General features: G+C 63.3%; 23 protein-coding genes and 1 pseudogene. 13 read left to right on the plus strand and 11 right to left on the minus strand.

The window, feature by feature from the left end:
* The first annotated feature begins 136 nt into the window (after positions 1-136).
* From ispF to PSTAB_RS21765, 8 genes are all read left to right on the plus strand, one after another.
* Positions 137-610, plus strand: a complete 474-nt coding sequence (ispF, locus tag PSTAB_RS07345) for a 2-C-methyl-D-erythritol 2,4-cyclodiphosphate synthase (RefSeq protein ID WP_011912729.1) — start codon at positions 137-139, stop codon at positions 608-610.
* Positions 607-1,647 carry a tRNA pseudouridine(13) synthase TruD gene (gene truD, locus PSTAB_RS07350; RefSeq protein ID WP_013982352.1) on the plus strand — a complete coding sequence of 347 codons (1,041 nt, stop codon included), beginning with the start codon at positions 607-609 and terminating at the stop codon, positions 1,645-1,647. The genes ispF and truD overlap by 4 nt, the downstream gene beginning before the upstream one ends.
* The gene (surE, locus tag PSTAB_RS07355; RefSeq protein ID WP_013982353.1) at positions 1,647-2,396 is read left to right on the plus strand and encodes a 5'/3'-nucleotidase SurE; all 750 of its coding nucleotides are present in this window, start codon (positions 1,647-1,649) and stop codon (positions 2,394-2,396) included. The genes truD and surE overlap by 1 nt, the downstream gene beginning before the upstream one ends.
* A 38-nt stretch (positions 2,397-2,434) precedes the next feature.
* A complete protein-coding gene (locus PSTAB_RS07360) occupies positions 2,435-3,070 on the plus strand; it encodes a protein-L-isoaspartate(D-aspartate) O-methyltransferase (RefSeq protein WP_014596311.1) in 636 nt (211 codons plus the stop codon).
* Between the two features lie 19 nt (positions 3,071-3,089).
* Entirely contained in the window at positions 3,090-4,025 is a 936-nt protein-coding gene (locus PSTAB_RS07365; RefSeq protein ID WP_013982355.1) for a polyprenyl-phosphate transporter, read from the plus strand.
* A gap of 67 nt (positions 4,026-4,092) precedes the next feature.
* Positions 4,093-4,908, plus strand: coding sequence for a peptidoglycan DD-metalloendopeptidase family protein (locus PSTAB_RS21130; RefSeq protein WP_013982356.1), 816 nt, complete (start codon positions 4,093-4,095; stop codon positions 4,906-4,908).
* 98 nt (positions 4,909-5,006) lie between these two features.
* A complete protein-coding gene (rpoS, locus tag PSTAB_RS07375) occupies positions 5,007-6,005 on the plus strand; it encodes an RNA polymerase sigma factor RpoS (protein ID WP_013982357.1) in 999 nt (332 codons plus the stop codon).
* A 551-nt stretch (positions 6,006-6,556) separates the two neighbouring features.
* The gene (locus tag PSTAB_RS21765) at positions 6,557-6,694 is read left to right on the plus strand and encodes a hypothetical protein (protein ID WP_013982358.1); all 138 of its coding nucleotides are present in this window, start codon (positions 6,557-6,559) and stop codon (positions 6,692-6,694) included.
* Between the two features lie 4 nt (positions 6,695-6,698).
* Here the strand turns inward: PSTAB_RS21765 and PSTAB_RS07380 are convergent, their stop codons facing one another.
* A complete protein-coding gene (locus PSTAB_RS07380) occupies positions 6,699-7,559 on the minus strand; it encodes a GNAT family N-acetyltransferase (protein ID WP_013982359.1) in 861 nt (286 codons plus the stop codon).
* 155 nt (positions 7,560-7,714) lie between these two features.
* Between PSTAB_RS07380 and PSTAB_RS07385 the strand changes: the two genes are divergently transcribed.
* The gene (locus PSTAB_RS07385) at positions 7,715-9,652 is read left to right on the plus strand and encodes a sodium:solute symporter family protein (RefSeq protein WP_041771687.1); all 1,938 of its coding nucleotides are present in this window, start codon (positions 7,715-7,717) and stop codon (positions 9,650-9,652) included.
* 53 nt (positions 9,653-9,705) lie between these two features.
* Here PSTAB_RS07385 and PSTAB_RS21730 read toward each other — a convergent pair whose 3' ends face one another.
* The 4 genes from PSTAB_RS21730 to PSTAB_RS07400 form a co-directional block, all read right to left on the minus strand.
* Entirely contained in the window at positions 9,706-9,891 is a 186-nt protein-coding gene (locus PSTAB_RS21730) for a hypothetical protein (protein ID WP_013982361.1), read from the minus strand.
* Positions 9,892-9,923: 32 nt separating this feature from the next.
* On the minus strand, positions 9,924-10,715 hold the full coding sequence (locus PSTAB_RS07390; RefSeq protein WP_011912740.1) for an SIR2 family protein: 792 nt from the start codon (positions 10,713-10,715) through the stop codon (positions 9,924-9,926).
* Between the two features lie 6 nt (positions 10,716-10,721).
* Positions 10,722-11,270: a non-canonical purine NTP pyrophosphatase gene (locus PSTAB_RS07395; RefSeq protein WP_013982362.1), complete on the minus strand. Its 549-nt coding sequence runs from the start codon at positions 11,268-11,270 to the stop codon at positions 10,722-10,724.
* Between the two features lie 236 nt (positions 11,271-11,506).
* Positions 11,507-11,947, minus strand: a complete 441-nt coding sequence (locus PSTAB_RS07400; protein WP_013982363.1) for a group II truncated hemoglobin — start codon at positions 11,945-11,947, stop codon at positions 11,507-11,509.
* Between the two features lie 133 nt (positions 11,948-12,080).
* On the opposite strand from PSTAB_RS07400, the pseudogene PSTAB_RS07405 reads away from it, so the two are divergent.
* Positions 12,081-12,510: pseudogene (locus PSTAB_RS07405) on the plus strand (universal stress protein).
* A 23-nt stretch (positions 12,511-12,533) separates the two neighbouring features.
* On the opposite strand, the gene PSTAB_RS07410 reads toward PSTAB_RS07405, so the two are convergent.
* The gene (locus PSTAB_RS07410) at positions 12,534-12,878 is read right to left on the minus strand and encodes a YajD family HNH nuclease (protein WP_011912744.1); all 345 of its coding nucleotides are present in this window, start codon (positions 12,876-12,878) and stop codon (positions 12,534-12,536) included.
* A 97-nt stretch (positions 12,879-12,975) separates the two neighbouring features.
* Complete coding sequence (locus tag PSTAB_RS07415) at positions 12,976-13,674, minus strand: YebC/PmpR family DNA-binding transcriptional regulator (RefSeq protein WP_011912745.1); 699 nt, start codon at positions 13,672-13,674, stop codon at positions 12,976-12,978.
* A gap of 201 nt (positions 13,675-13,875) precedes the next feature.
* Between PSTAB_RS07415 and PSTAB_RS07420 the strand changes: the two genes are divergently transcribed.
* Positions 13,876-14,760, plus strand: a complete 885-nt coding sequence (locus PSTAB_RS07420; protein WP_013982365.1) for an O-acetylserine/cysteine exporter — start codon at positions 13,876-13,878, stop codon at positions 14,758-14,760.
* Positions 14,761-14,798: 38 nt separating this feature from the next.
* On the opposite strand, the gene PSTAB_RS22030 is transcribed toward PSTAB_RS07420, so the two are convergent.
* The 3 genes from PSTAB_RS22030 to PSTAB_RS07430 form a co-directional block, all read right to left on the minus strand.
* The gene (locus tag PSTAB_RS22030) at positions 14,799-14,933 is read right to left on the minus strand and encodes a hypothetical protein (protein ID WP_013982366.1); all 135 of its coding nucleotides are present in this window, start codon (positions 14,931-14,933) and stop codon (positions 14,799-14,801) included.
* 237 nt (positions 14,934-15,170) lie between these two features.
* Positions 15,171-15,860: an MOSC domain-containing protein gene (locus PSTAB_RS07425; RefSeq protein ID WP_041771688.1), complete on the minus strand. Its 690-nt coding sequence runs from the start codon at positions 15,858-15,860 to the stop codon at positions 15,171-15,173.
* An 8-nt stretch (positions 15,861-15,868) separates the two neighbouring features.
* The gene (locus PSTAB_RS07430) at positions 15,869-16,057 is read right to left on the minus strand and encodes a hypothetical protein (RefSeq protein WP_013982368.1); all 189 of its coding nucleotides are present in this window, start codon (positions 16,055-16,057) and stop codon (positions 15,869-15,871) included.
* A gap of 106 nt (positions 16,058-16,163) precedes the next feature.
* Here PSTAB_RS07430 and dgt point away from each other — a divergent pair, with 106 nt between their 5' ends.
* Together dgt and PSTAB_RS07440 are read left to right on the plus strand one after the other, a co-directional pair.
* A complete protein-coding gene (dgt, locus tag PSTAB_RS07435; protein ID WP_013982369.1) occupies positions 16,164-17,660 on the plus strand; it encodes a dGTPase in 1,497 nt (498 codons plus the stop codon).
* Positions 17,661-17,963: 303 nt separating this feature from the next.
* Positions 17,964-19,172, plus strand: a complete 1,209-nt coding sequence (locus PSTAB_RS07440) for an ammonium transporter (RefSeq protein WP_013982370.1) — start codon at positions 17,964-17,966, stop codon at positions 19,170-19,172.
* A gap of 26 nt (positions 19,173-19,198) precedes the next feature.
* Here PSTAB_RS07440 and PSTAB_RS07445 read toward each other — a convergent pair whose 3' ends face one another.
* On the minus strand, positions 19,199-20,131 hold the full coding sequence (locus PSTAB_RS07445; RefSeq protein ID WP_013982371.1) for a 2-hydroxyacid dehydrogenase: 933 nt from the start codon (positions 20,129-20,131) through the stop codon (positions 19,199-19,201).
* Between the last annotated feature and the right edge of the window lie 115 nt (positions 20,132-20,246).

A 20,246-nucleotide genomic window follows, 5' to 3' on the forward strand; every position in this document is an offset into this window, starting at 1 on the left:
AACTGACGATACAAGATCGATTCGGCTGATGGTGCATATCGTCGAGGTCGATGATCGAGCGGACCGTGACGATCCGCCCGGGGTCATCCGGCTCCTGTAGAATCGCCGCCTCGAGTTATTCCAGGGTGTTTGATCTATGCGTATCGGCCACGGTTACGACGTGCACCGCTTCGGCGAAGGCGACCACATCACGCTTGGCGGCGTGCGGATTCCACACAGGTTCGGGCTGCTCGCCCATTCCGACGGTGACGTGCTGTTGCATGCCCTGAGCGACGCGCTGCTCGGTGCCGCGGCGCTGGGAGATATCGGCAAGCATTTCCCGGACACTGACCCGCAGTTCAAGGGCGCCGACAGCCGCGCACTGCTGCGCCATGTTCTGGCGCAGGTGCAGGCCAAGGGGTATGTGGTCGGCAATGTCGATGCCACCATCGTCGCCCAGGCACCGAAGATGGCGCCGCATATCGAGCGCATGCGCGCGTTGATCGCCGCAGATCTGCAAGTGGAGCTGGATCAGGTCAACGTCAAGGCCACCACCACGGAGAAGCTCGGCTTTACCGGGCGCGAGGAAGGGATCGCCGTGCACGCGGTCGCCCTGCTGGTTCGCCCATGACCGAGGATCAGCTGCTCGGCCCGCGTGCCCACGGCGAGCCTTGTGGCAGCGCTGTGCTCAAGGCGGTCGCCGAGGACTTCCAGGTCGACGAGGTGCTGGACATCCCCCTGTCGGGGGAGGGTGAGCACCTCTGGCTCTGGGTGGAAAAGCGCAACCTCAACACCGAGGAGGCCGCCAAGCGCATCGCCCGTGCTGCCGGCGTCCCACTGAAGCTGATCAGCTATGCGGGCCTGAAGGATCGTCAGGCGCTGACCCGGCAGTGGTTCAGCCTGCATTTGCCGGGCAAGGCCGACCCCGATCTGTCTGCCGCCGAAGATGACAGCCTGCGGCTGCTCCAGCGCGTTCGCCATCAGCGCAAGCTGCAGCGCGGCGCACATTCGGCCAATGGCTTTCGCCTGCGCCTGACCGATCTGCATGCCGATCACGCGCAGCTCGATGCGCGGCTGGAGCGGATCAGGGCGCAGGGCGTGCCGAACTACTTCGGTCTGCAACGTTTCGGCTATGAAGGTGGCAACCTCCTTGGCGCCCGTGATTTCGCCGCCAAGGCCGAGCTGCCGGTTCAGCGTAACCTGCGTTCGCGTCTGCTTTCGGCGGGGCGCAGCTACCTGTTCAATCGCGTGCTGGCCCAGCGTGTCGCCGATGGCAGCTGGGCCGAGGCGCGGGTAGGGGACCTGCTGGCGTTCACCGACAGCCGCAGTTTCTTTCCCGCCGCAGAGGCGGAGTGCAGCGATCCGCGCCTGGCGATCCTCGACCTGCATCCCACTGGCCCGCTTTGGGGTGAAGGGGGCTCGCCGGCGGGCGCCGAGATCCAGGCGCTCGAAGATGCAGTGGCTGCAAGTGAAGAACCGATCGCCAATTGGTTGGCGCAGGCGGGGATGAAGCACGAACGGCGCATTCTTCGCCTCCCCATTGGCGGTTTGTCGTGGCATTATCCCGGGCCTGACATTCTGCAACTGGAATTCGTCCTGCCGACCGGATGCTTCGCCACCGCCATGGTGCGTGAGCTGGTCAGCCTGGCAGGGCAGACGGACATCTGATGCGTATTCTGATCGCCAACGACGACGGGGTGTATGCACCCGGGCTCGCCGCGCTTTATGACGCGCTGGCGGATTATGCCGAGTGCACGGTGGTAGCCCCGATCCAGGACATGAGCGGCGCCAGCAGCGCGCTGACCCTGGACCGCCCGCTTCACCCCGTAAGCATGCCCAACGGCTTTATCGGCCTGAACGGCTCGCCTACCGATTGCGTTCATCTCGGCCTCAATGGCCTGCTCGAACATACCCCTGACATGGTGGTGTCCGGCATCAATCTCGGTGCCAATCTCGGGGATGACGTGCTCTATTCTGGCACCGTCGCTGCGGCCATCGAGGGGCGTTTCACCGGGCGGCCGGCGTTTGCCTTCTCGTTGTTGTCGCGCCTGCCCGACAATCTTTCTACAGCGGCGTACATCGCGCGTGCGCTGGTGGAGAAGCACGATCGGCTCGAGCTGCCGCCGCGCACGGTGCTCAGCGTCAATGTGCCCAATCTGCCGCTGGATCATATCCGTGGCATCCAGCTGACCCGCCTGGGCCATCGCAGTCGGGCCAAGCCGCCGGTCAAGCAGGCCAATCCGCGCGGCAAGGAGGGCTACTGGATCTCCGTGGCGGGCGACGTCGAGGATGGCGGCCCGGGAACCGATTTCCATGCGGTGATGCAGGGCTACGTGTCGATCACCCCGTTGCAGCTGGATCGAACCTTCCGCGAGGCCTTCGACGGCCTCGAGAGCTGGCTGGAGAGCGTGCTGTGAGACATCGCGGACAAGACAGCCTGCTCCACGGCTCGGGTATGACCTCGCAACGCACACGTGACCGCTTGATTCAGCGACTCTACGAAGAAGGCCTGTCCAACGCCCATGTGCTCGAAGTGATCCGCCGTACCCCTCGTCATCTGTTCGTCGACGAGGCACTGGCGCATCGCGCCTACGAGGACACGGCGCTGCCCATCGGCCACAACCAGACCATTTCGCAGCCGTTCATGGTTGCGCGCATGAGCGAACTGTTGCTGGCTGACGGCCCGCTGGACAAGGTGCTGGAGATCGGGACCGGCTCGGGCTATCAGACCGCCGTGCTGGCGCAGCTGGTCGAGCGGGTGTTCTCGGTCGAGCGCATCCAGGCGCTGCAGGATCGTGCCAAGGAGCGCCTGGTCGAACTCAAGCTGCGCAATGTGGTCTTTCGCTGGGGCGATGGTTGGGAGGGCTGGCCTGCACTGGCGCCTTACAACGGCATCATCGTCACCGCGGCGGCAGCCGATGTGCCGCAGGCCTTGCTCGATCAGCTGGCGCCCGGTGGGCGCCTGGTGATTCCGGTGGGGGCCGGCGAGGTCCAGCAACTCATGCTGATCATTCGAGAGGAAAACGGCTTTTCCCGCCATCTTCTGGATACCGTACGTTTCGTGCCGCTGCTCAATGGACCCGTGATTTGATCATTCAGCGGAAGGAAGCATGAAAAACGCTTTTTTGTTGTACGCCAAAGGCATGGCGATGGGTGCTGCGGATGTGGTGCCCGGTGTCTCCGGCGGTACCGTGGCGTTCATCACCGGTATCTACGATGAGCTGCTGCGCTCCATCAGCGCAGTGCCCTACGCGGTAGGCCCATTGCTGCGGGGGCGCTTCGCCGAGGCCTGGAAAACCGCCAATGCAAGCTTCCTGCTGGTGCTGTTCGCCGGCATTCTGACCAGCATCCTAAGCCTCGCCAGGCTGATCACCTATCTTCTGGAAGCGCATCCGATTCCCGTCTGGTCCTTCTTCTTCGGGCTGATCCTGGTTTCGGTCCATCTGGTGGGCAAGGAAATCCAGCGCCGCAACCTGTCGCGCCTGGTGAGCTTCTGCCTGGGCATCGGTTTCGCCTACTGGATCACCGTGGCTGCGCCGGTGCAATGGGGCAGCAGTAGCCTGAGCCTGTTCTTCGCCGGCGCCATCGCCATCTGCGCGATGATCCTGCCGGGCATCTCCGGCAGTTTCATCTTGGTGCTGCTGGGCTTGTACCCGGTGGTTCTGGGGGCGGTGAAGAGTTTCGATCTTGGCGTGATGGCGATCTTCGCCGCCGGGTGTCTGGTAGGCTTGCTCAGCTTCGCCAAGTTCCTCAGCTGGCTGCTCAAGCGCTGGCGGGACCTGACCCTGGCGTTTCTCACCGGTTTGATGCTCGGCTCGCTGAACAAGGTCTGGCCGTGGAAGGAAACGCTGACCTGGCGCACCAATTCCAGTGGCGAGAACGTTCCGGTCCTGCAGCAGAACCTGCTGCCCGGCGCCTATGGCGATCTGACCGGCCAGGACCCGCAGCTGCTGCTGTCGGTGCTGCTGGCGGTGGCCGGTATCGTGCTGGTCCTGGGGCTTGAGTGGTTTGCCGGCCGGCGTCAGCCGATGACCGAAGGCGTCTGACGCACTTGTCTATGAAAGGGAGCGGGCATTGAGGCTCACAGCAGTACCGCGGTGGATGCGCGACCCCATGGTCCGTTCGATGCTCGGCGTTCTGGTGATAGCCGGAACGCTGGTCGGTTGTGCGTCATCGCCTCAGGGTGGCGGCGTACAGGTCGTCGACCGCAACCAGCGTGACAAGGTCACCAGCGGCCAGTACATCGTGCGGCGCGGCGATACGCTCTGGTCCATCGCGTTCCGTTTCGGCTGGGACTGGCGCGAGCTGGCGCGGGTGAACGGCATTCAGCCGCCGCACGTCATCTACCCCGGACAGAAGATCCGCTTCGACGGCGGTGCTTCGCGTGTCGCCTCCGCCGCGCCGCGACCGGCACCTCAGCCAGCCCCAGCACCTGCGCCAACCAGCCCGGTGGTAGTAGCCACGCCGGTGCCGCGTCAACCTGCCATTACCACACCCGCCAGCCCGCCACCTGCCGCTCCGCCGGCAAGCACGCCGGTTACGCCGGTTGCCCGCTCGGCAAGCGGTTGGGCATGGCCGGCGAACGGCACGATCATCGGTCGTTTTTCCTCAAACGGTAGTTTGAATAAAGGAATTGATATCGCTGGGGAATTAGGACAGCCTGTTCTGGCTGCTTCTGATGGGACTGTTGTGTACGCCGGCAGTGGATTACGGGGTTACGGCGAACTTGTGATCATCAAGCACAGCGATACCTATGTAAGCGCCTACGGACACAACCGCAGGCTGCTGGTGCGGGAGGGCCAACAAGTCAAGGCTGGGCAAAGTATTGCCGAGATGGGATCGACGGGAACCGACCGGGTGAAGCTGCATTTCGAAATTCGTCGCCAGGGTAAACCCGTAGACCCGCTGCAATATCTGCCAAGACGTTGACCTGTCGCCTGCCTGTTCCAGCACTAGGTTAGGCTTGAGCGTAGCCAGGGACCCGCGTCGCTTGGGCCTGTTGTCGAACTCGGAACAGGACAAGAATAATGGCACTTAAAGACCAAGCGCTGGAGTTTGACGTCGACGATGCGGTTCTGCTCATGGAAACGCCCATCCACTTCGACCAGAAAGACAAAGTGACCAAGGCTGCCTCTGCAGGCAGACCCAAGGCCGCATCCAGCACCAGACAGCACAAGTTCATCGACTACAACCGGGCCCTGGATGCAACCCAGTTGTACCTCAACGAAATCGGTTTCTCCCCCCTCCTGACCCCCGAAGAGGAAGTGCACTTCGCGCGCCTTGCGCAGAAAGGCGATCCGGCGGGGCGCAAGCGCATGATCGAAAGCAACCTGCGACTGGTGGTGAAAATCGCCAGGCGCTATGTCAACCGCGGCCTGTCCCTGCTGGATCTGGTCGAGGAGGGCAACCTGGGGCTGATTCGCGCAGTGGAGAAGTTCGACCCGGAACGTGGTTTCCGCTTCTCTACCTATGCGACCTGGTGGATCCGGCAAACCATCGAGCGGGCCATCATGAACCAGACCCGCACGATTCGCCTGCCGATCCATGTGGTGAAGGAGCTGAATGTCTATCTGCGGGCGGCTCGCGAGCTGACCCAGAAGCTCGATCACGAACCCAGCCCTGAGGAAATCGCCAACCTGCTCGAGAAGCCGGTCGGCGAAGTCAAGCGCATGCTGGGCCTGAATGAGCGGGTCACCTCGGTGGATGTCTCGCTTGGCCCGGATACCGACAAGACCCTGCTCGACACGCTGACGGACGACCGGCCCACTGATCCATGCGAGCTGTTGCTGGATGATGATCTGTCCAACAGCATCGACCAGTGGCTGTCAGACCTTTCGGAAAAGCAGCGCGAAGTGGTTATCCGCCGCTTCGGCCTGCGGGGCCACGAAGCTTCGACACTCGAGGAGGTGGGCCAGGAAATCGGCCTGACCCGTGAGCGGGTGCGCCAGATTCAGGTCGAAGCGCTGCGGCGTCTGCGCGAAATACTGGAGCGAAACGGCTTGTCGAGCGACGCGCTGTTCCAGTGACACCAACGGTACTCCGGGGCCTGGTTTCCGGGCTCCGGCGTTACGCTGTGCCTCCTTTGATCCCGCCGCTCTTATCCGGCATCCGTCCCCGAATGGCATCACTCCATAGGGTTAATCCATTCTTGGGCCGATTTCCTGGATCTCTCATTCGCGTGTAAGCATTTGCTTACACGCTCTGTAAGCAAAGCCCAAGAGTGCGTGTTGACAAACGACGATTCCGCTGTTGAAAGTTTTTTAACTCATTGATTTGGATGAGTTTGTTTTTGTTGGTCGTGTGTCGTCCGCGGCCCTGCGCGAGTGTGTCGCAGCTTGCTGCGCAAAAGGCTTCCATTAATATCGCTCCCGCGCTCAGGGATTAGCGCGGCCCTCAGGACGAGGGTCAGGACCATCGCAGGACGCGATGTCATCCAGGACGATGAGAAGGGATACAGGGAACAGGGAAGGAGGCGGGCGGGGTCAACCCCGCCCCTTTTTTTGCCCGCCGGAAACTCCAGCTGAACCCAGTGGCCGTGGCACGGCCTAAGGTGAACAGCCCATCAGCGGAGGAACCTATGAACGGCGAACAGCACAACGATCAGCCAACCAAAGAGCGGGACGACGTGGTTCGTCGGCCGGATGAAGCGGACGAGGATCAGCTCGATGAGGCGATCGAGGAAACCTTTCCGGCCAGCGATCCGATCTCGCCCTGATTTCCTACCTGGCCCGCGTCGCGGATTGGCTCTCGGCTTGCGCCGCGCGGGCCAGCAGCGCGGGCATGATGTGCCTGCGTAGCAGCGGCGCGATGTCCTCGCGCTCGCATGGCGCCAGCGCCAACCATCCCAGTTCTTCCAGTTCGGCCTGCACGGTGACGGCACGAGGCAGCCGCGCCATGAACACGTCTGCCTCGACCTGATGGCCCGGCTCGTTGGCGGCCGGCGCCTGGAAGTGCCCGAGCGGCTGGAAATCGGCTTCTGCGAGTTGTAGGTCGAGCTCTTCGTGCAGCTCGCGCCTCAACGTGTCCAGCGGACGCTCGCCTCTTTCCGCCTTGCCACCGGGCAGCATGAAAAAGCGGGTCCCTCGTTTGCGTACCACCAGCACCCGGCCTTGTTCATCGAACAGGCAGGCAATGGCGATTGTCAGGGTCGCGACGGGCATAGGCTCTATCCTTCGGTCATTGAGTAGCGCAATCAGCGTCTTGGTGCGTCGATAGCGGGCGAGACGCTCGGCTAGCGTATCCGGTAGCTGGTCCGCGACACCAAAGCCCAGACGCGTATAGAAAGGCAACAGCTCGGGCTTGCAGAACAGCCAGACCGGCCCCGCGCTGGCGGCCAGTGCCTCGCGCACCAGTCGTGCACCGATTCCGCGATTGCGTTCCGGCGGGGTTACCAGCAGCCCGGTCAGGAAATGCCCGTGGGCGACGGGCGTCAGGCATAGACCCGCCAGGATGCCGCCCCGCCTGGCGACCCAGCAGACTGCTTCGGAGCGCACCCGATTGCGGCTGTTGTGGGCTCGATAGAACCTCACCAGCAGCGGCTGAAGGGCATGTGGAAGCGGCGAAAAGTCGAGAGCAGGCATGGCCATCCGGGCTGTCTACGGGGGCCGCTAGTCTAGCGTCTGGGCCGCCGGCGCCAAACTTTCTTCGCCGGTGTGTGCCGTTTGTCCGTTCGCTGCATCTTTTCCGTCGTCGAGGTGTTCTCACCCTTAGCACCTCCAACGACAGGAATAACAACATGTTGGACCTACTGATTGTGCTCGCCTTCGTCTTCTACGGGCTGTCTGCGGGGATGCGAGCGCGCAGCAAAGCCTCTCAAAGTCTGCACGAATACTTCCTTGCCGGACGAACCATCAAGGGTTGGCGGGCCGGCGTATCTATGTCCGCCACCCAATTTGCGGCCGACACGCCGCTGCTGGTCAGTGGACTCGTCGCCACTGCCGGGGTTTTTGCGTTATGGCGGTTGTGGATCTACGGCCTGGCCTTTCTCCTGCTCGCGTGGGTATTCGCGTCTGGCTGGCGGCGCGCCGGCGTGCTTACCGATGCCGAACTCACCCGGGTGCGTTACAGCGGCCTCGCCGTCGTGCCGCTGCGGCTGTTCAAGGCGATCTATTACGGCACGGTGATCAACTGTGTCGTCCTGGCGATGGTGCTGGTCGCGGCGATCCGGATCGCCGAGGTGTTCCTACCCTGGCACGACTGGTTGCCGGGCGGGCTGTACGAAATGATCAAGGGCGTGGTCGAAGCCAGCGGGATACGCCTGGGCGACAGCATCACCGGGCTCGATCAACTGACGACCAGCACCAACAACCTCATTTCGATCGTGCTGATTCTGGTCTTCACCGCCATGTACTCCATCACCGGCGGTTTGCGCGCGGTCGTCCAGACCGACGTCATGCAGTTCAGTGTGGCCATGCTGGGCACGCTGGTTTATGCCTGGTTCGTGGTCGATGCGGCAGGTGGACTCGGGGGGCTGACCGACCGGATCGTCGAGATCTACGGCAGCGAGCAGGCGGCCAAGATGCTTTCATTCTCGCCGCCCAGTAACGCGGGTGAGGCGCTGATGCCATTCCTGGTGATCGTCGGGCTGCAGTGGCTGTTTCAGATGAACTCGGACGGCACCGGCTACCTGGCGCAGCGCAGCATGGCCTGTCCGACCGATCGCGAAGCACGTATCGCCGGTTTGGTGTTCACCTGGCTGCAGATATTCCTGCGCAGCCTGTTCTGGCTGGCGATCGCCATTGGCCTGCTGGTGCTCTATCCGTTCAGCCCCGAGGAAATGAATGGTGACGGCTTTACGGCCGCCCGCGAGGCGCTGTTCGTCACCGGCATCGACGAGCTGCTGCCGCCGGGCTTCCGCGGCCTGATGTTGGTAGGGCTGCTGGCAGCCCTGGCCTCGACGGTGGATACGCATCTGAACTGGGGCGCCTCGTACTGGAGCAACGACGTCTACGGTGGTGTGGTGGCGCCGAAGCTGCTCAAGCGCAAGCCGAAGGACAAGGAGCTGGTACTGGTGGCGCGACTGTCCAACGTGCTGATTCTGCTGATCGCCATGGTCATCATGGCCAATCTGGGCTCGATCCAGACCGCCTGGTTCATCTCGCTGCTGTTCGGGGCCGGCATGGGGTCGGTGCTGGTGCTGCGCTGGTTGTGGGAGCGGATCAACCTGTATTCCGAACTGACGGCCATGGTGGTGTCGCTGATCACGGCGCCGCTGCTGCTGTATTTCCTTGGGACTGACCCTGAGCGCGAGTGGATACGCCTGGGCATCATGTCATTGGTGACTTGCAGCGCGGCAATTCTGGTGAGCTTCGTCACCCCTGCGACCGATACGCAGACGCTGGATCGCTTCTACCGCAAGGTGCGCCCGTTCGGGTTCTGGGGGCGGACCGCGTCGCGTTGTGGCGTTACCCGCCGTGAATCGCTCAAGGCGCTGGGTGCCCGGTTGTTCGCCGTGGCGGTAACGGCCCTGTCGGTGTACACGCTGTTGATCGGTGTAGGTCGCCTGCTCTTCCCGCAACCCGACGGCAGCCCGATGTTGGCCTGGATATGTGTGGTGATCGGCCTGGTCTTGATGCCGGTCTGGATGTATCTCGCCTTCAGCCGTTATTTCGATGATCAGCATGAAGAAGAGGCACCCGAACTTCAGGCCGAGCGGCCGGACATGGCAGGTTAAATAGCGGGGCGTTTCGTTACATATATAACGCCCCGTTTTTGAGTTGTGTCATTTTAATAGCACTTGGCGGTAGCGTTCAGGACAAGACGTTCATTACTGCAATGGCGGAATATCAATTCCTGTTCAAGAGCGGCAGTGATGCGCAGGACCGATATGATGACGGCGTATTCCTCTACAGCATCGGTATTGGCTTCAATTACTGATCGAAGCATGCGCGGCGCCTCGTTGGCGTCGCGCAACTTTTTTCCTCTATCTGCCGCGTATTTTTCTATCAGGCTTCCACCAGTTGCTGCAGGAAATTCCTGAGTGCAATGCCAGGTTCATCATCCTCGGATGCAATCATGCGAATCCCCCATTGGCGCAACACCTCCTCTTGAACCGGATTCGGCTTGTGCGAGAACACATATGAAATAGGGCGAACGCCCAGTGTTTCGTGTTCATTCCATATCTTCGACAGCTTGTGGAAAAGCAATCGGATATTGGTGTCCGACAGGCTGTAGCCGATAAACAGGACGGCCTTGCTCAACGTGTCGGCGCGCAATTTGATATCCAGTGGCGTCTCGAATTGCAGCCGCTGGTAATAGCTGGTCTCGTCGAGCACGATCGAGGCGTCGTCATCGAAATCGCCATGAAACTTGACGATCTGCCGGACGCCATCACGCGCCTTGGTGAGGTCGCTGGCATTGGCGATTTTGATGTAGTCCACCGCGTAGGCATCATGGGCATATTCCAGCCAGCGGTCGTAGTTGGTGGTGTAGATCGCCGGAAAACGGCCATGAACGATGAGCCGGTGGATCTCGGAGTCGCGGATCTCGATGTTGCGGTGCCACTCGCGGTCCATCCAGCTGCGTAGTGGGCCGATGCTGCCTTTCTTGATCCGGTAGTATTCAGCCAGGGCGAGGAAATTGCCGTAGGTGTTGAAGACCTCCGGGTCATAGTCGAGCTGCACGGCGATCTCGTCGATCAGCTCTTTCCAAGGTGGCAGGCCGATGTTGGCCGACACCCCGGAGCCAACGAAGAGGATCAGTCGATTGTTGCGGTAGGCGTCGCGCAGCTGGTCCATGATGCGTCAGGACTCCCGCAGAAAGGTGACGAAGGCGTCCAGCGCGCGACGGCGCATGGACAGGCCGTTCTTCTGCGTGCCCAGCTGCGCGAACGTCTGGTTCTGGCCTTCGGGAATGAACACGTCGTCCCACTCGAAGCCGCCATGGCCGGCCGGCGACGGCGAGATGCGACCCGGCACCACGCCTTCGAAGAAATGTCGCTTGCGCCCATCGCAGTAGCCGATCAAGGTTCGCGCTTCGGCTGCGGGGTCGTCGAGCCTTCCGATCAGCTCGGAAAAGCGCTCGGCCTGCAGGCGGTCCCAGAATATCTGGGTCAGACCGCCGGGAAAGCCGTTGAGGCTGTTGATGAACAGCCCGGTATGCTCGACGAACACCGGCTTGCCGATCATCTTGAACGCCACCAGCAGCTTGTCGCTGACCAGCTGGTAAAGGTCCTCGGTACGCAGCTCTTCGATGCGGATCGGAAAGGGCTTCACCTCGATTCCACTGGGCTCGAGGATCTCGCGAACCTCGCGGATCTTCTGCTGATTGATGGACGCAAAGCGGATTTTCATCGAACGAGCCAGCTCCGGTTGCGCAGCGAATGGATGTCGCGTCGGTATAGCCATGCTTGTATGACGCAAGGGGAAGGGCTCGGTTCTCCTGCGTGGCGGATTTCGCCTAGCAGGCGCGACGCGATCATCGATGCGAACGGCGGCTTAAACGCAAGCCAGGATGTTCAGGCGAGGCGTCCTGCGCAAGGGCATGCCTTCGGTTGTTTGCGTCGGGCCGACCGCCTCGGCCACTGCGTTCAGTTCTGACCTGGGCGGGCAGGGCAGGCGGCCTGCACTTGGCGGATACGCTCGGCCGGCACGCGCAGCTGGCGTAGCAGGTACTCGGAAAAGTCCGGGCTGTAGGGTTGCCTGGCGATCGCCTGCTCCATACAGAACAGCCAGGCATCGCGTTCGGCTTCGCCGACCGGCCAGCGGGTGTGAAATTGCGGGATGCTGATGGCGCCATATTTCTCGGCGTAGCGTTTCGGCCCACCCAACCAGCCGCACAGAAAGCTGGCCAGTCGATCGGCGGCTTCGCTGACGTCCGCTGGGTACATCGCGCGGACGTTCGCGGCCTCGGGCGCTTCGTCCATCACCCGATAGAAATCGGCCACCAGCCGCTGCAGGCCGGCTTCGCCACCGGCTGCCTGGAACGAGGCGTCACCGACGCCGAAAACGGGACGTTGATCGGGATTCATAGTGCGCCTCTGGCTTGGAAACGGGGCGCGGGATGATGCGCGCTTGTGCCAGATCAAGACAAGTGCAAGCAGTGGCCACAACGCCGCGGCAGCTGGTCTAAGCTGAAGACCTACCCAACAGCGGAGACAGGAAATGCGCAGGCTTCTGGTTGCATACGATGGTTCGGACAACTCCAAGCGCGCCCTGCAGTATGTCGTCGATCTGGCCCGGGACACCGGGATGGCGCTGCAGATCCACGTGGTCAATGTTCAACACGAGCCGATCATCTATGGCGAGTACGTCACCTCGGCCATGATCGACGAGCTCAACAACAGCCTGGGCCAAATCCCGCAGTGTGCTCGACGAGGCGGCGGCGATGCTGCAGGCCGGTGGGCTGACCTGCGAGACCCACACCCAGCTGGGCAACGTGGCCGAACAGATCAACGATGCGGTCAAGCGGCTGGGCTGTGACACGGTTGTGATGGGCACTCGCGGCCTGGGCAGCTTCACCGGGCTGGTGCTGGGCTCGGTGGCGAGCCGGGTGATCCACGAGGTGTCGGTTCCGGTTCTGCTGGTCAAATAGAAGGAGGCATCCGGCCTGGCCGATCAGCCCTGCTTGCCCTTGAGCAGGTCGGCCAGGTTGGCGAAGGCCTTGAAGGTTTCCTTCGGGCCCAGGTCACTACCGGGCCGGGCTTCGGCCTGGTACTGGTTGTCGGTATAGCGGGAATGCTCGTTGTCGTGACAATAGAGGCACAGCAGCTCCCAGTTGGAGCCGTCTTCGGGATTGTTGTCGTGATTGTGGTCCTTGTGATGGACCGTCAGCTCGCTCAGGCGCTTGCCGGAAAACTCCCGCGCGCACCGCCCGCAGACCCAGGGATACATCTTCAGTGCCTTTTCCCGATAGCCCTGCTCGCGCTGGCTGTAGGGCGTGGTGGGTTTGTTGCTGCTCATGATGAGTACTCGCCGGCTGCTTGGGTTGTCGGTGACATCCGGTCACGGCGTGGCCGCGAACCGAACGCCAACAGGGCCTAGTAAAGACGATGGGCCATCAGCCCGCCAAGCCGACATAGACGTTCTGCACGTCGTCATGGGCGTCGATGGCCTCGAGGAAGGCTTCGACCTCTTCCAGCTCGGCACCGGACAGACTGACCGGATTCTTGGGTCGATAGCCCAGCTGCGCCGATTGCACGGTGAAGCCGAATTCCGGCAAGGCCTTGCACACGGCATCGAGGTCGGTCGGCTCGGTAATGAACAGCGTGGCGCCATCGTCGGCAGCCTCGAAATCCTGAGCACCAGCCTCGATGGCGGCCATTTCCGGGTCGGCGTCGCCTGCGGGTGCGGCTTCGATCATGCCGACATGGTCGAAATCCCAGCTCACCGACCCGGAAGAGCCCAGCTGGCCCTTGCGAAACAGCACGCGGATCTCGGCAACGGTGCGGTTCACGTTGTCGGTCAGGCATTCGACGATCAGCGGCACCTGATGCGGAGCGAAGCCTTCGTAGAGGGTGCGCTCGTAGTTCACCACCTCGCCGGTCAGGCCGGCGCCTTTCTTGATGGCGCGCTCCAGGGTGTCCTTGGGCATAGAAGCCTTCTTGGCCTGCTCGACCACCAGACGCAGGCGTGGGTTCATGTCCGGGTCGGCACCGCTGCGGGCCGCGATCATGATTTCCTTCGACAGCTTGCCGAAGATCCTGCCCTTGGCGTTCGCCGCCGCTTCCTTATGCTTCGCTTTCCACTGTGCGCCCATGCTCGTACTCGTCTGATGTGAGGGAACCAGGCGCGAATTCTATAGCGTCACCGCGGGTTTCGTCGCCGGTGCTGGGCGAGGATGAGCTTGGGCCGATCGACGGCGAAGCCGGACTGTGCCGGCCAATTCGCTGCTCACTGTATGGAGCGGTACAGCCATCGCGCCGCTCTAATGGATGTTTTCGTAACAGGGTGCGTCGTCATGTCGCCTCGGGACCTGCTGCTCGCACTGGTAGTCATCGTCGTCTGGGGAATGAACTTCGTGGTCATCATGGTCGGCCTGCACGACGTCCCGCCCATGTTGCTCGGTGCCCTGCGATTCATGCTGGCGGCGGTGCCGGCGGTGTTCTTCATCAGACGGCCGCAGGTGCCGCTGCGCTGGATGCTGGCCTACGGGCTGACCATCTCGCTGGGCCAGTTCGCCTTTCTCTTCACCGCCATGAAGCACGGCATGCCCGCAGGCCTGGCGTCGCTGGTGCTGCAGTCCCAGGCGTTCTTCACGCTGTTCTTCGCTGCGCTGTTTCTCGGCGAGCGCTTGCGCGCGGCCAACCTGCTGGGCCTGTTGATCGCGGCCTGCGGCCTCGCACTGATCGGCGCGCAGAGTGGGCTGGGCATGACCCTTGGCGGATTTCTCCTGACGATCTGTGCCGCCTCGATGTGGGCGCTGGGCAATATCGTCACGCGCAAGGTCGGCAAGGTGAATCTGGTCGGGCTGGTGGTGTGGGGCAGCCTGGTGCCGCCGTTGCCGTTTCTCGCGCTGTCACTATGGCTGGAAGGCCCGGGCGTGATCGAAGCGGCGCTGCGTGGTATCGGCTGGCAGACGATTCTGGTCCTGGTGTACCTGGCCTTCGGCGCGACCATTCTCGGTTATGGCCTGTGGAGTCGGCTGCTGTCGCGCTATCCGGCCAGCCAGGTGGCGCCGTTTTCGCTCTTGGTGCCGGTGGTGGGGCTGACCTCGGCCAGTATCTTGCTGGGCGAGCGGTTGGTCCTGTTGCAGCTGGCCGGTGCGCTGCTGGTGATGATCGGGCTGGCAGTCAATGTCTGGGGAGGCTGGCTGTTCGGCCGGTTGCGCCTGGTGCGCGTCTGAAAACGCCCGGCATCAGCCGGGCGTTGTGGCGATCAGGCTCAATGGGTGGCGGCGTGGGTGCCGAGCAGTGTGGTGGAACCGCTCTTCTTGTCGCGCTTGGCCATACGTTTTTCCTGTGCCGTTTTCATCGGCTTCTTCTTGCTGTTTTTCTTTGCGTCCATTCCCTTGCTCATGGTGTTCACCTCTGATTGCTGGCTGGACATGTCCTGATGGGCGAAGGCCTGACTGTCGCTGCAGGAGCGATGCCTGTTTCCGGCCTGCCGTCTTCCGTGACTGCTGCAGTATGGCATTGCTGGGCCGCAATGCACGCGTTGCGTTGCTTAGGACTGTTCCCGTTTCGTTGCAAGGCGCGTCGCTGCGCCAAACGGCTCCCGCGCGGCCGCGTACGAAAGGGGAAAAGACCCTAGGTATCAGTCGAACAGGCTGTGCTGGTCCCGCTGGCCGCGGAGCACGTCGTAACGCTGGCGAAAGATCGCCCGATAGTGCATGGCCAGAGGCTGCAGCTCGGCAAGCTGCAGCAGGCTGTCTCGCGCCTGGTTCGGATCGAGAAAGCAGCGCCACAGGTAGGCGACGCTGATATTCGGGTGCGGGCGCTCCAGCAGTTGCAGCGTGTCGCCAGGGCGCACGTGGCCTGGCTCCAGGGTCCGATAAAGCCAGCCGGTGCGGCCACTCGCTGACAGCTCTCGCGCCAGACCGCGCATGCCGTGACGGGTGTCCAGGCGCACGCAGGGCGAGCGCGGCTGACTCACCTCGATCAGCGCATCGCCCCAGCGCAGGCGATCACCGATGCACAGCTGCGCTTCGTTCAGCCCTTCGCCACCCAGATTCTCGCCGAAGGCGCCGAGCCCCAGCTGCGTGCGCAGCGGCGCAAAGCGCTGCGCCCAATAGAGGTAATGTTGCGTCGGGTAATGGCACAGGGCACGGTCCGGCCCGCCATGAAAACGCCGCTCGGCGACCCGGTCGCCCCGCAGGCCATCCCTGCCCAGCCAGAGCGGGCCGTCTGCCGGTTGCTTGTCCATCGCGGTCGCCTTGCGGCTGCCCGGCAGTGGGGTGAACGCATGGCACAGCAGTGGGCCGCTAACGGTCCAGGATGCAGCCATTTTATCGCTCAAGGTTGGGCCAGACGTTCGAGTTCACGACGAACCATCGAGGCGTATTCCGGCGGGCTCAGGCGATACAGTTCGCCGGCGACCCAGTCCAGCCAGCGAGCGCCCAGAATGGCGCGCTGTTCGATCAGACGTTGGGCTTCGGCGCTGGCTCGTTCGGCGTTGCGGTGGTGGAAGTCGGCACGACTCACGGCTGGTCTCCGTCGCGATGTTCTGGCTGGCAGGTGGGGGGCGATGGTAAACCCGGAACGCTCGCGTTAGGCTCCGGGGCTGTTTGTCGCGCCATGAGAACGATGCATGTCCGAGCCCGTGAACTTCAAGCACAAGATTTCCCGTCAACGTCCTTACGGCAAGGCCGAGCCCGGCCTGCGCGCCAGCGAGGGCAATCTGGGCGCGGTCATCGACCAGTTGGAAAGCGATCGCGGGCGCATCATCAATTCCGCGGCGGTGCGCCGCCTGCAGCAGAAGACGCAGGTCTTTCCGCTGGAGCGCAATGCCGCAGTGCGCAGCCGCCTGACCCACTCGTTGGAGGTGCAGCAGACCGGCCGCTTCATCGTCCGTACGCTCTACAAGCAGCTTGGCAGCCGTGCCGCGGCGTTCGGCCTGGATGGGCTGGAGACGGCACTGGAGAGCCTGGTGGAGATGACCTGCCTGATGCATGACATCGGCAATCCGCCATTCGGCCATTTCGGTGAATACGCCATCGGCGAATGGTTCGAGCGCCACCTGGATGAACTGTTCGCCGCTGCCGTGCCGCCAGGGCAGGGCGACACCGGGCTACGCCAGCGCATGCTAGATGACCTCAACCTCTTCGAGGGCAACGCTCAGGCGATTCGTCTGGTGGTCTCGCTGCAGCGCCTGAACCTGACCTACACCCAGACCGCCGGCCTGCTCAAATACGTCCGCCCGGCCTACATGCCGCGACCGGACAAAGGCACGCCGGGCGCCTATCTGCAGAAGAAGCCCGGCTTCTACCTCTCCGAAGAACCCTTCGTGCGTGCCTTGCAGGCGGCCCTCCAGATGGAGCCCTGCACGCGCCACCCGCTGGCCTACGTGATGGAGGCGGCGGACGACATTGCCTACTGCCTGGCTGACATCGAGGATTCGGTGGAGAAGGGCATCTTCAGCATCGAGCAGCTGGCACAGCTGCTGCTGGACAAGTTCGCCCTGCATGGCGACGTCGATGCGCCCGTGCCCGGTCCGGAGCGCAGTTTCCGCAGCATGGTCAGCTACGCCCTGGAGCGGGCGCAGAAGGAGCCGATCAACAAGGCCGGCGAGTTCTTCATCTGGCTGCGGGTGAACATGATCCACCCGCTGGTGCAGCACGCTGCCCGTCAGTTCATCGACAACATCGAAGCGGTGTACCACGGCACGCTGGACCGCGCCCTGCTCGAGGACGACAGCCTGCCCAACGCCATCGTGCAGACCTTCAAGGATGTGGCGATGGACAAGGTGTTCTGCCACCGCGAGGTGGAAACGCTGCAGCTGCAGGGCTATCGCATCCTCCAGGGACTGCTGGACTTCTATGCGCCGTTGCTGCGCGTGCCGGCGCCGGTGTTCGACGCGCTAACCCTGGGCGGCTGTCGCAGCGAGCCGCATCTGCAGATGCTGGCGCGGCGGCTGCCCAATCAGCTGGTCAAGGCCTATCACGAGGCGCTCAAGCCCCATACCGAGACGTCGGACGATCGCCCGCTGTGGGAGTTCTACTACCGCAACCGCATGCTGCAGGACTTCATCAGCGGCATGACCGACCAGCTTGCCCAGGACGAGTACCGCGCGCTGTCGGCGCTCTGAGCCCAGGTCGATCGATGAGGCTGAAGCCGGTCTCGGCAGCGCTCAGCGCTGCGCTTGGTACAGGCATTGCTATGGCTTGGTGCAGCAGTCGTCGTGCAAGCCCCGCAATGGCGCACGATGAAATCCCGGCAGTTCCCATAACCCGTTGAAAACAAAGGTTTCATGGTGCCTCGGCAATTCTACCGAGGCAGACTCCGGCTGCAGGTGGCGGTAGTCGTCGCGTGCGCGGTGATGCATCTCGGTGCATTCGCACTCTGGCGATTACCGTTTTGGTGCGTATTCCCGCTGAGTCTGTAGTAACCCATGGAAAGCCTCAACAGCGCCGTGGAAACCCTGGTCCATGGCTCCAATACCCTGTTCCTCCTGATGGGCGCGGTGATGGTGCTGGCCATGCATACCGGCTTCGCCTTCCTCGAAGTCGGGACCGTGCGGCTGAAGAACCAGGTCAATGCCCTGTCGAAGATCATCACCGACTTCGCCGTATCGACCCTGGCGTACTTCTTCATCGGCTACTGGATCGCCTATGGCGTGACGTTCATGCAGCCGGCCGATCAGCTGGTGGCCGACCACGGCTATGCCCTGGTGAAGTTCTTCTTCCTGCTGACCTTTGCTGCGGCGATTCCGGCGATCATCTCCGGCGGCATCGCCGAGCGTGCGCGCTTCGGTCCGCAGCTGTGCGCGACGCTGTTGATCGTGGCGTTCGTCTATCCGTTCTTCGAAGGGCTGATCTGGAACGGCAATTTCGGTTTCCAGGCCTGGCTGGAGCACCAGTTCGGTGCGCCCTTCCATGACTTCGCCGGCTCCGTGGTGGTGCACGCCATGGGCGGATGGCTGGCGTTTGGTGCGGTCATCCTGCTCGGGCGTCGCAACGGCCGCTACCGCGACGGCCGGCTGGTGGCCTTCGCCCCGTCGAATATCCCGTTCCTGGCGCTGGGCTCGTGGATTCTCATCGTCGGCTGGTTCGGCTTCAACGTCATGAGTGCGCAGTCCATCGAGGGCATCAGTGGCCTGGTGGCAGTGAACTCGCTGATGGCGATGGTGGGCGGCACCGCCGCGGCCTGGCTGGCCGGCCGCAACGACCCGGGCTTCCTGCACAACGGCCCGCTGGCCGGGCTGGTGGCGGTTTGCGCCGGCTCCGATCTGATGCATCCGGTCGGTGCGCTGGCCACCGGCGCGATTGCCGGGGCGCTGTTCGTCTGGGCGTTCACCGCCACGCAGAACCGCTGGAAAATCGACGACGTGCTGGGTGTATGGCCGCTGCACGGTCTGTGCGGGATCTGGGGCGGCATCGCCTGCGGCATCTTCGGCCAGGCGGCGTTGGGCGGGTTCGGCGGCGTCAGCCTGATCAGCCAGGTGATCGGCAGCGGTCTGGGCATGCTGGTGGCACTGGTTGGTGGCTTCGGCGTCTACGGCCTGCTCAAGCACTCCATGGGCATTCGCCTCAGCCAGGAGGAAGAATTCAACGGGGCGGACCTCTCGATCCATCGCATCGGCGCGCTCAGCCACGACTGAGGCGCTGCGCTGGCGCAAGCCGCGGCTCAATAACCGCGCTTGCGCTGCACCAGATGGTTGATCGGCCGGCCGTCGCGCAGGGCCTGCAGGTTCTGCGCGACGATCGACGCGGCGCTGCGCATGTCCGTCGCGGCGGCGCTATGCGGCAGGACCGTCACGCGCGGATGGCACCAGAACGGATGGTCCGTCGCCAGCGGCTCCTGGCGAAACACATCCAGCACCGCACGATCGAGCTGTCCGCTGTCCAGCGCCTGCAGCAGGTCGGCTTCCACCAGGTGCCCGCCACGGGCGAGGTTGATCAGGGCAGCGCCGGGGCGCATGGCGGCGAAGAACCGTCGGTCCAGCAGATCGGCGGTCTGTGCGGTGAGGGGCAGCAGGTTGATCACGATGTCACTGCGTGCCAGCAGCGGCCACAGCGCTTCCAGGCCGTGCTCCAGCGCCATGCCGGCGATGGTGCCACCGTGCAGATTCCAGCCGGTCACCCGGTAACCCGTTTCCAGCAGCCGCCGCGCGCAGGTCCGGCCCATCTGGCCCATGCCCAGCACGGCTACCTCGATCTCGTCGGCGCGCCGCTGCGGCAGAGGGTACCAGTGGCGATCGCGCTGCTGTTGCGCATAGTCGAAGAAGCGGCGATGCAGCGAAAGCGTCGCCCACAAGGCGGTTTCCGCCATGGCCGCGCTCATCGCCGGGTCGACCATGCGCGCCAGGGGTACGTCCGGCAGGCTGGGATCGTCCAGCAGGCGATCGACGCCGGCCCAGAGCGACTGGATCAGGCGCAGCCGGGGCAGGCCTTGCAGGGAGCCTGGCGGCGGGTTGGCAACCACGGCGGCGACGATGCGCCCGGCGTTCTGCGTCGGGACGTGCAGGTGCCAGCGGGCATCGGGCATGGCGCGTTGCAGCTCGACGAGCCAGGCGTCGCGTTCTTCGCTGTCGAAGCTGCCGCAAAGCAGTAGGTCCATGGAATGGCTCCAGGTGGGCGAAGCGGAACTGTAGTCAGCCGCGGAGTCTCTGAATAGGCAAGTCACGGACCGCGCTCGCGCCGTCCGGCCCATTGACCAAGCCCAAGGAGAATCT

Source organism: Stutzerimonas stutzeri, from assembly GCF_000219605.1.
GTDB lineage: Bacteria > Pseudomonadota > Gammaproteobacteria > Pseudomonadales > Pseudomonadaceae > Stutzerimonas > Stutzerimonas stutzeri.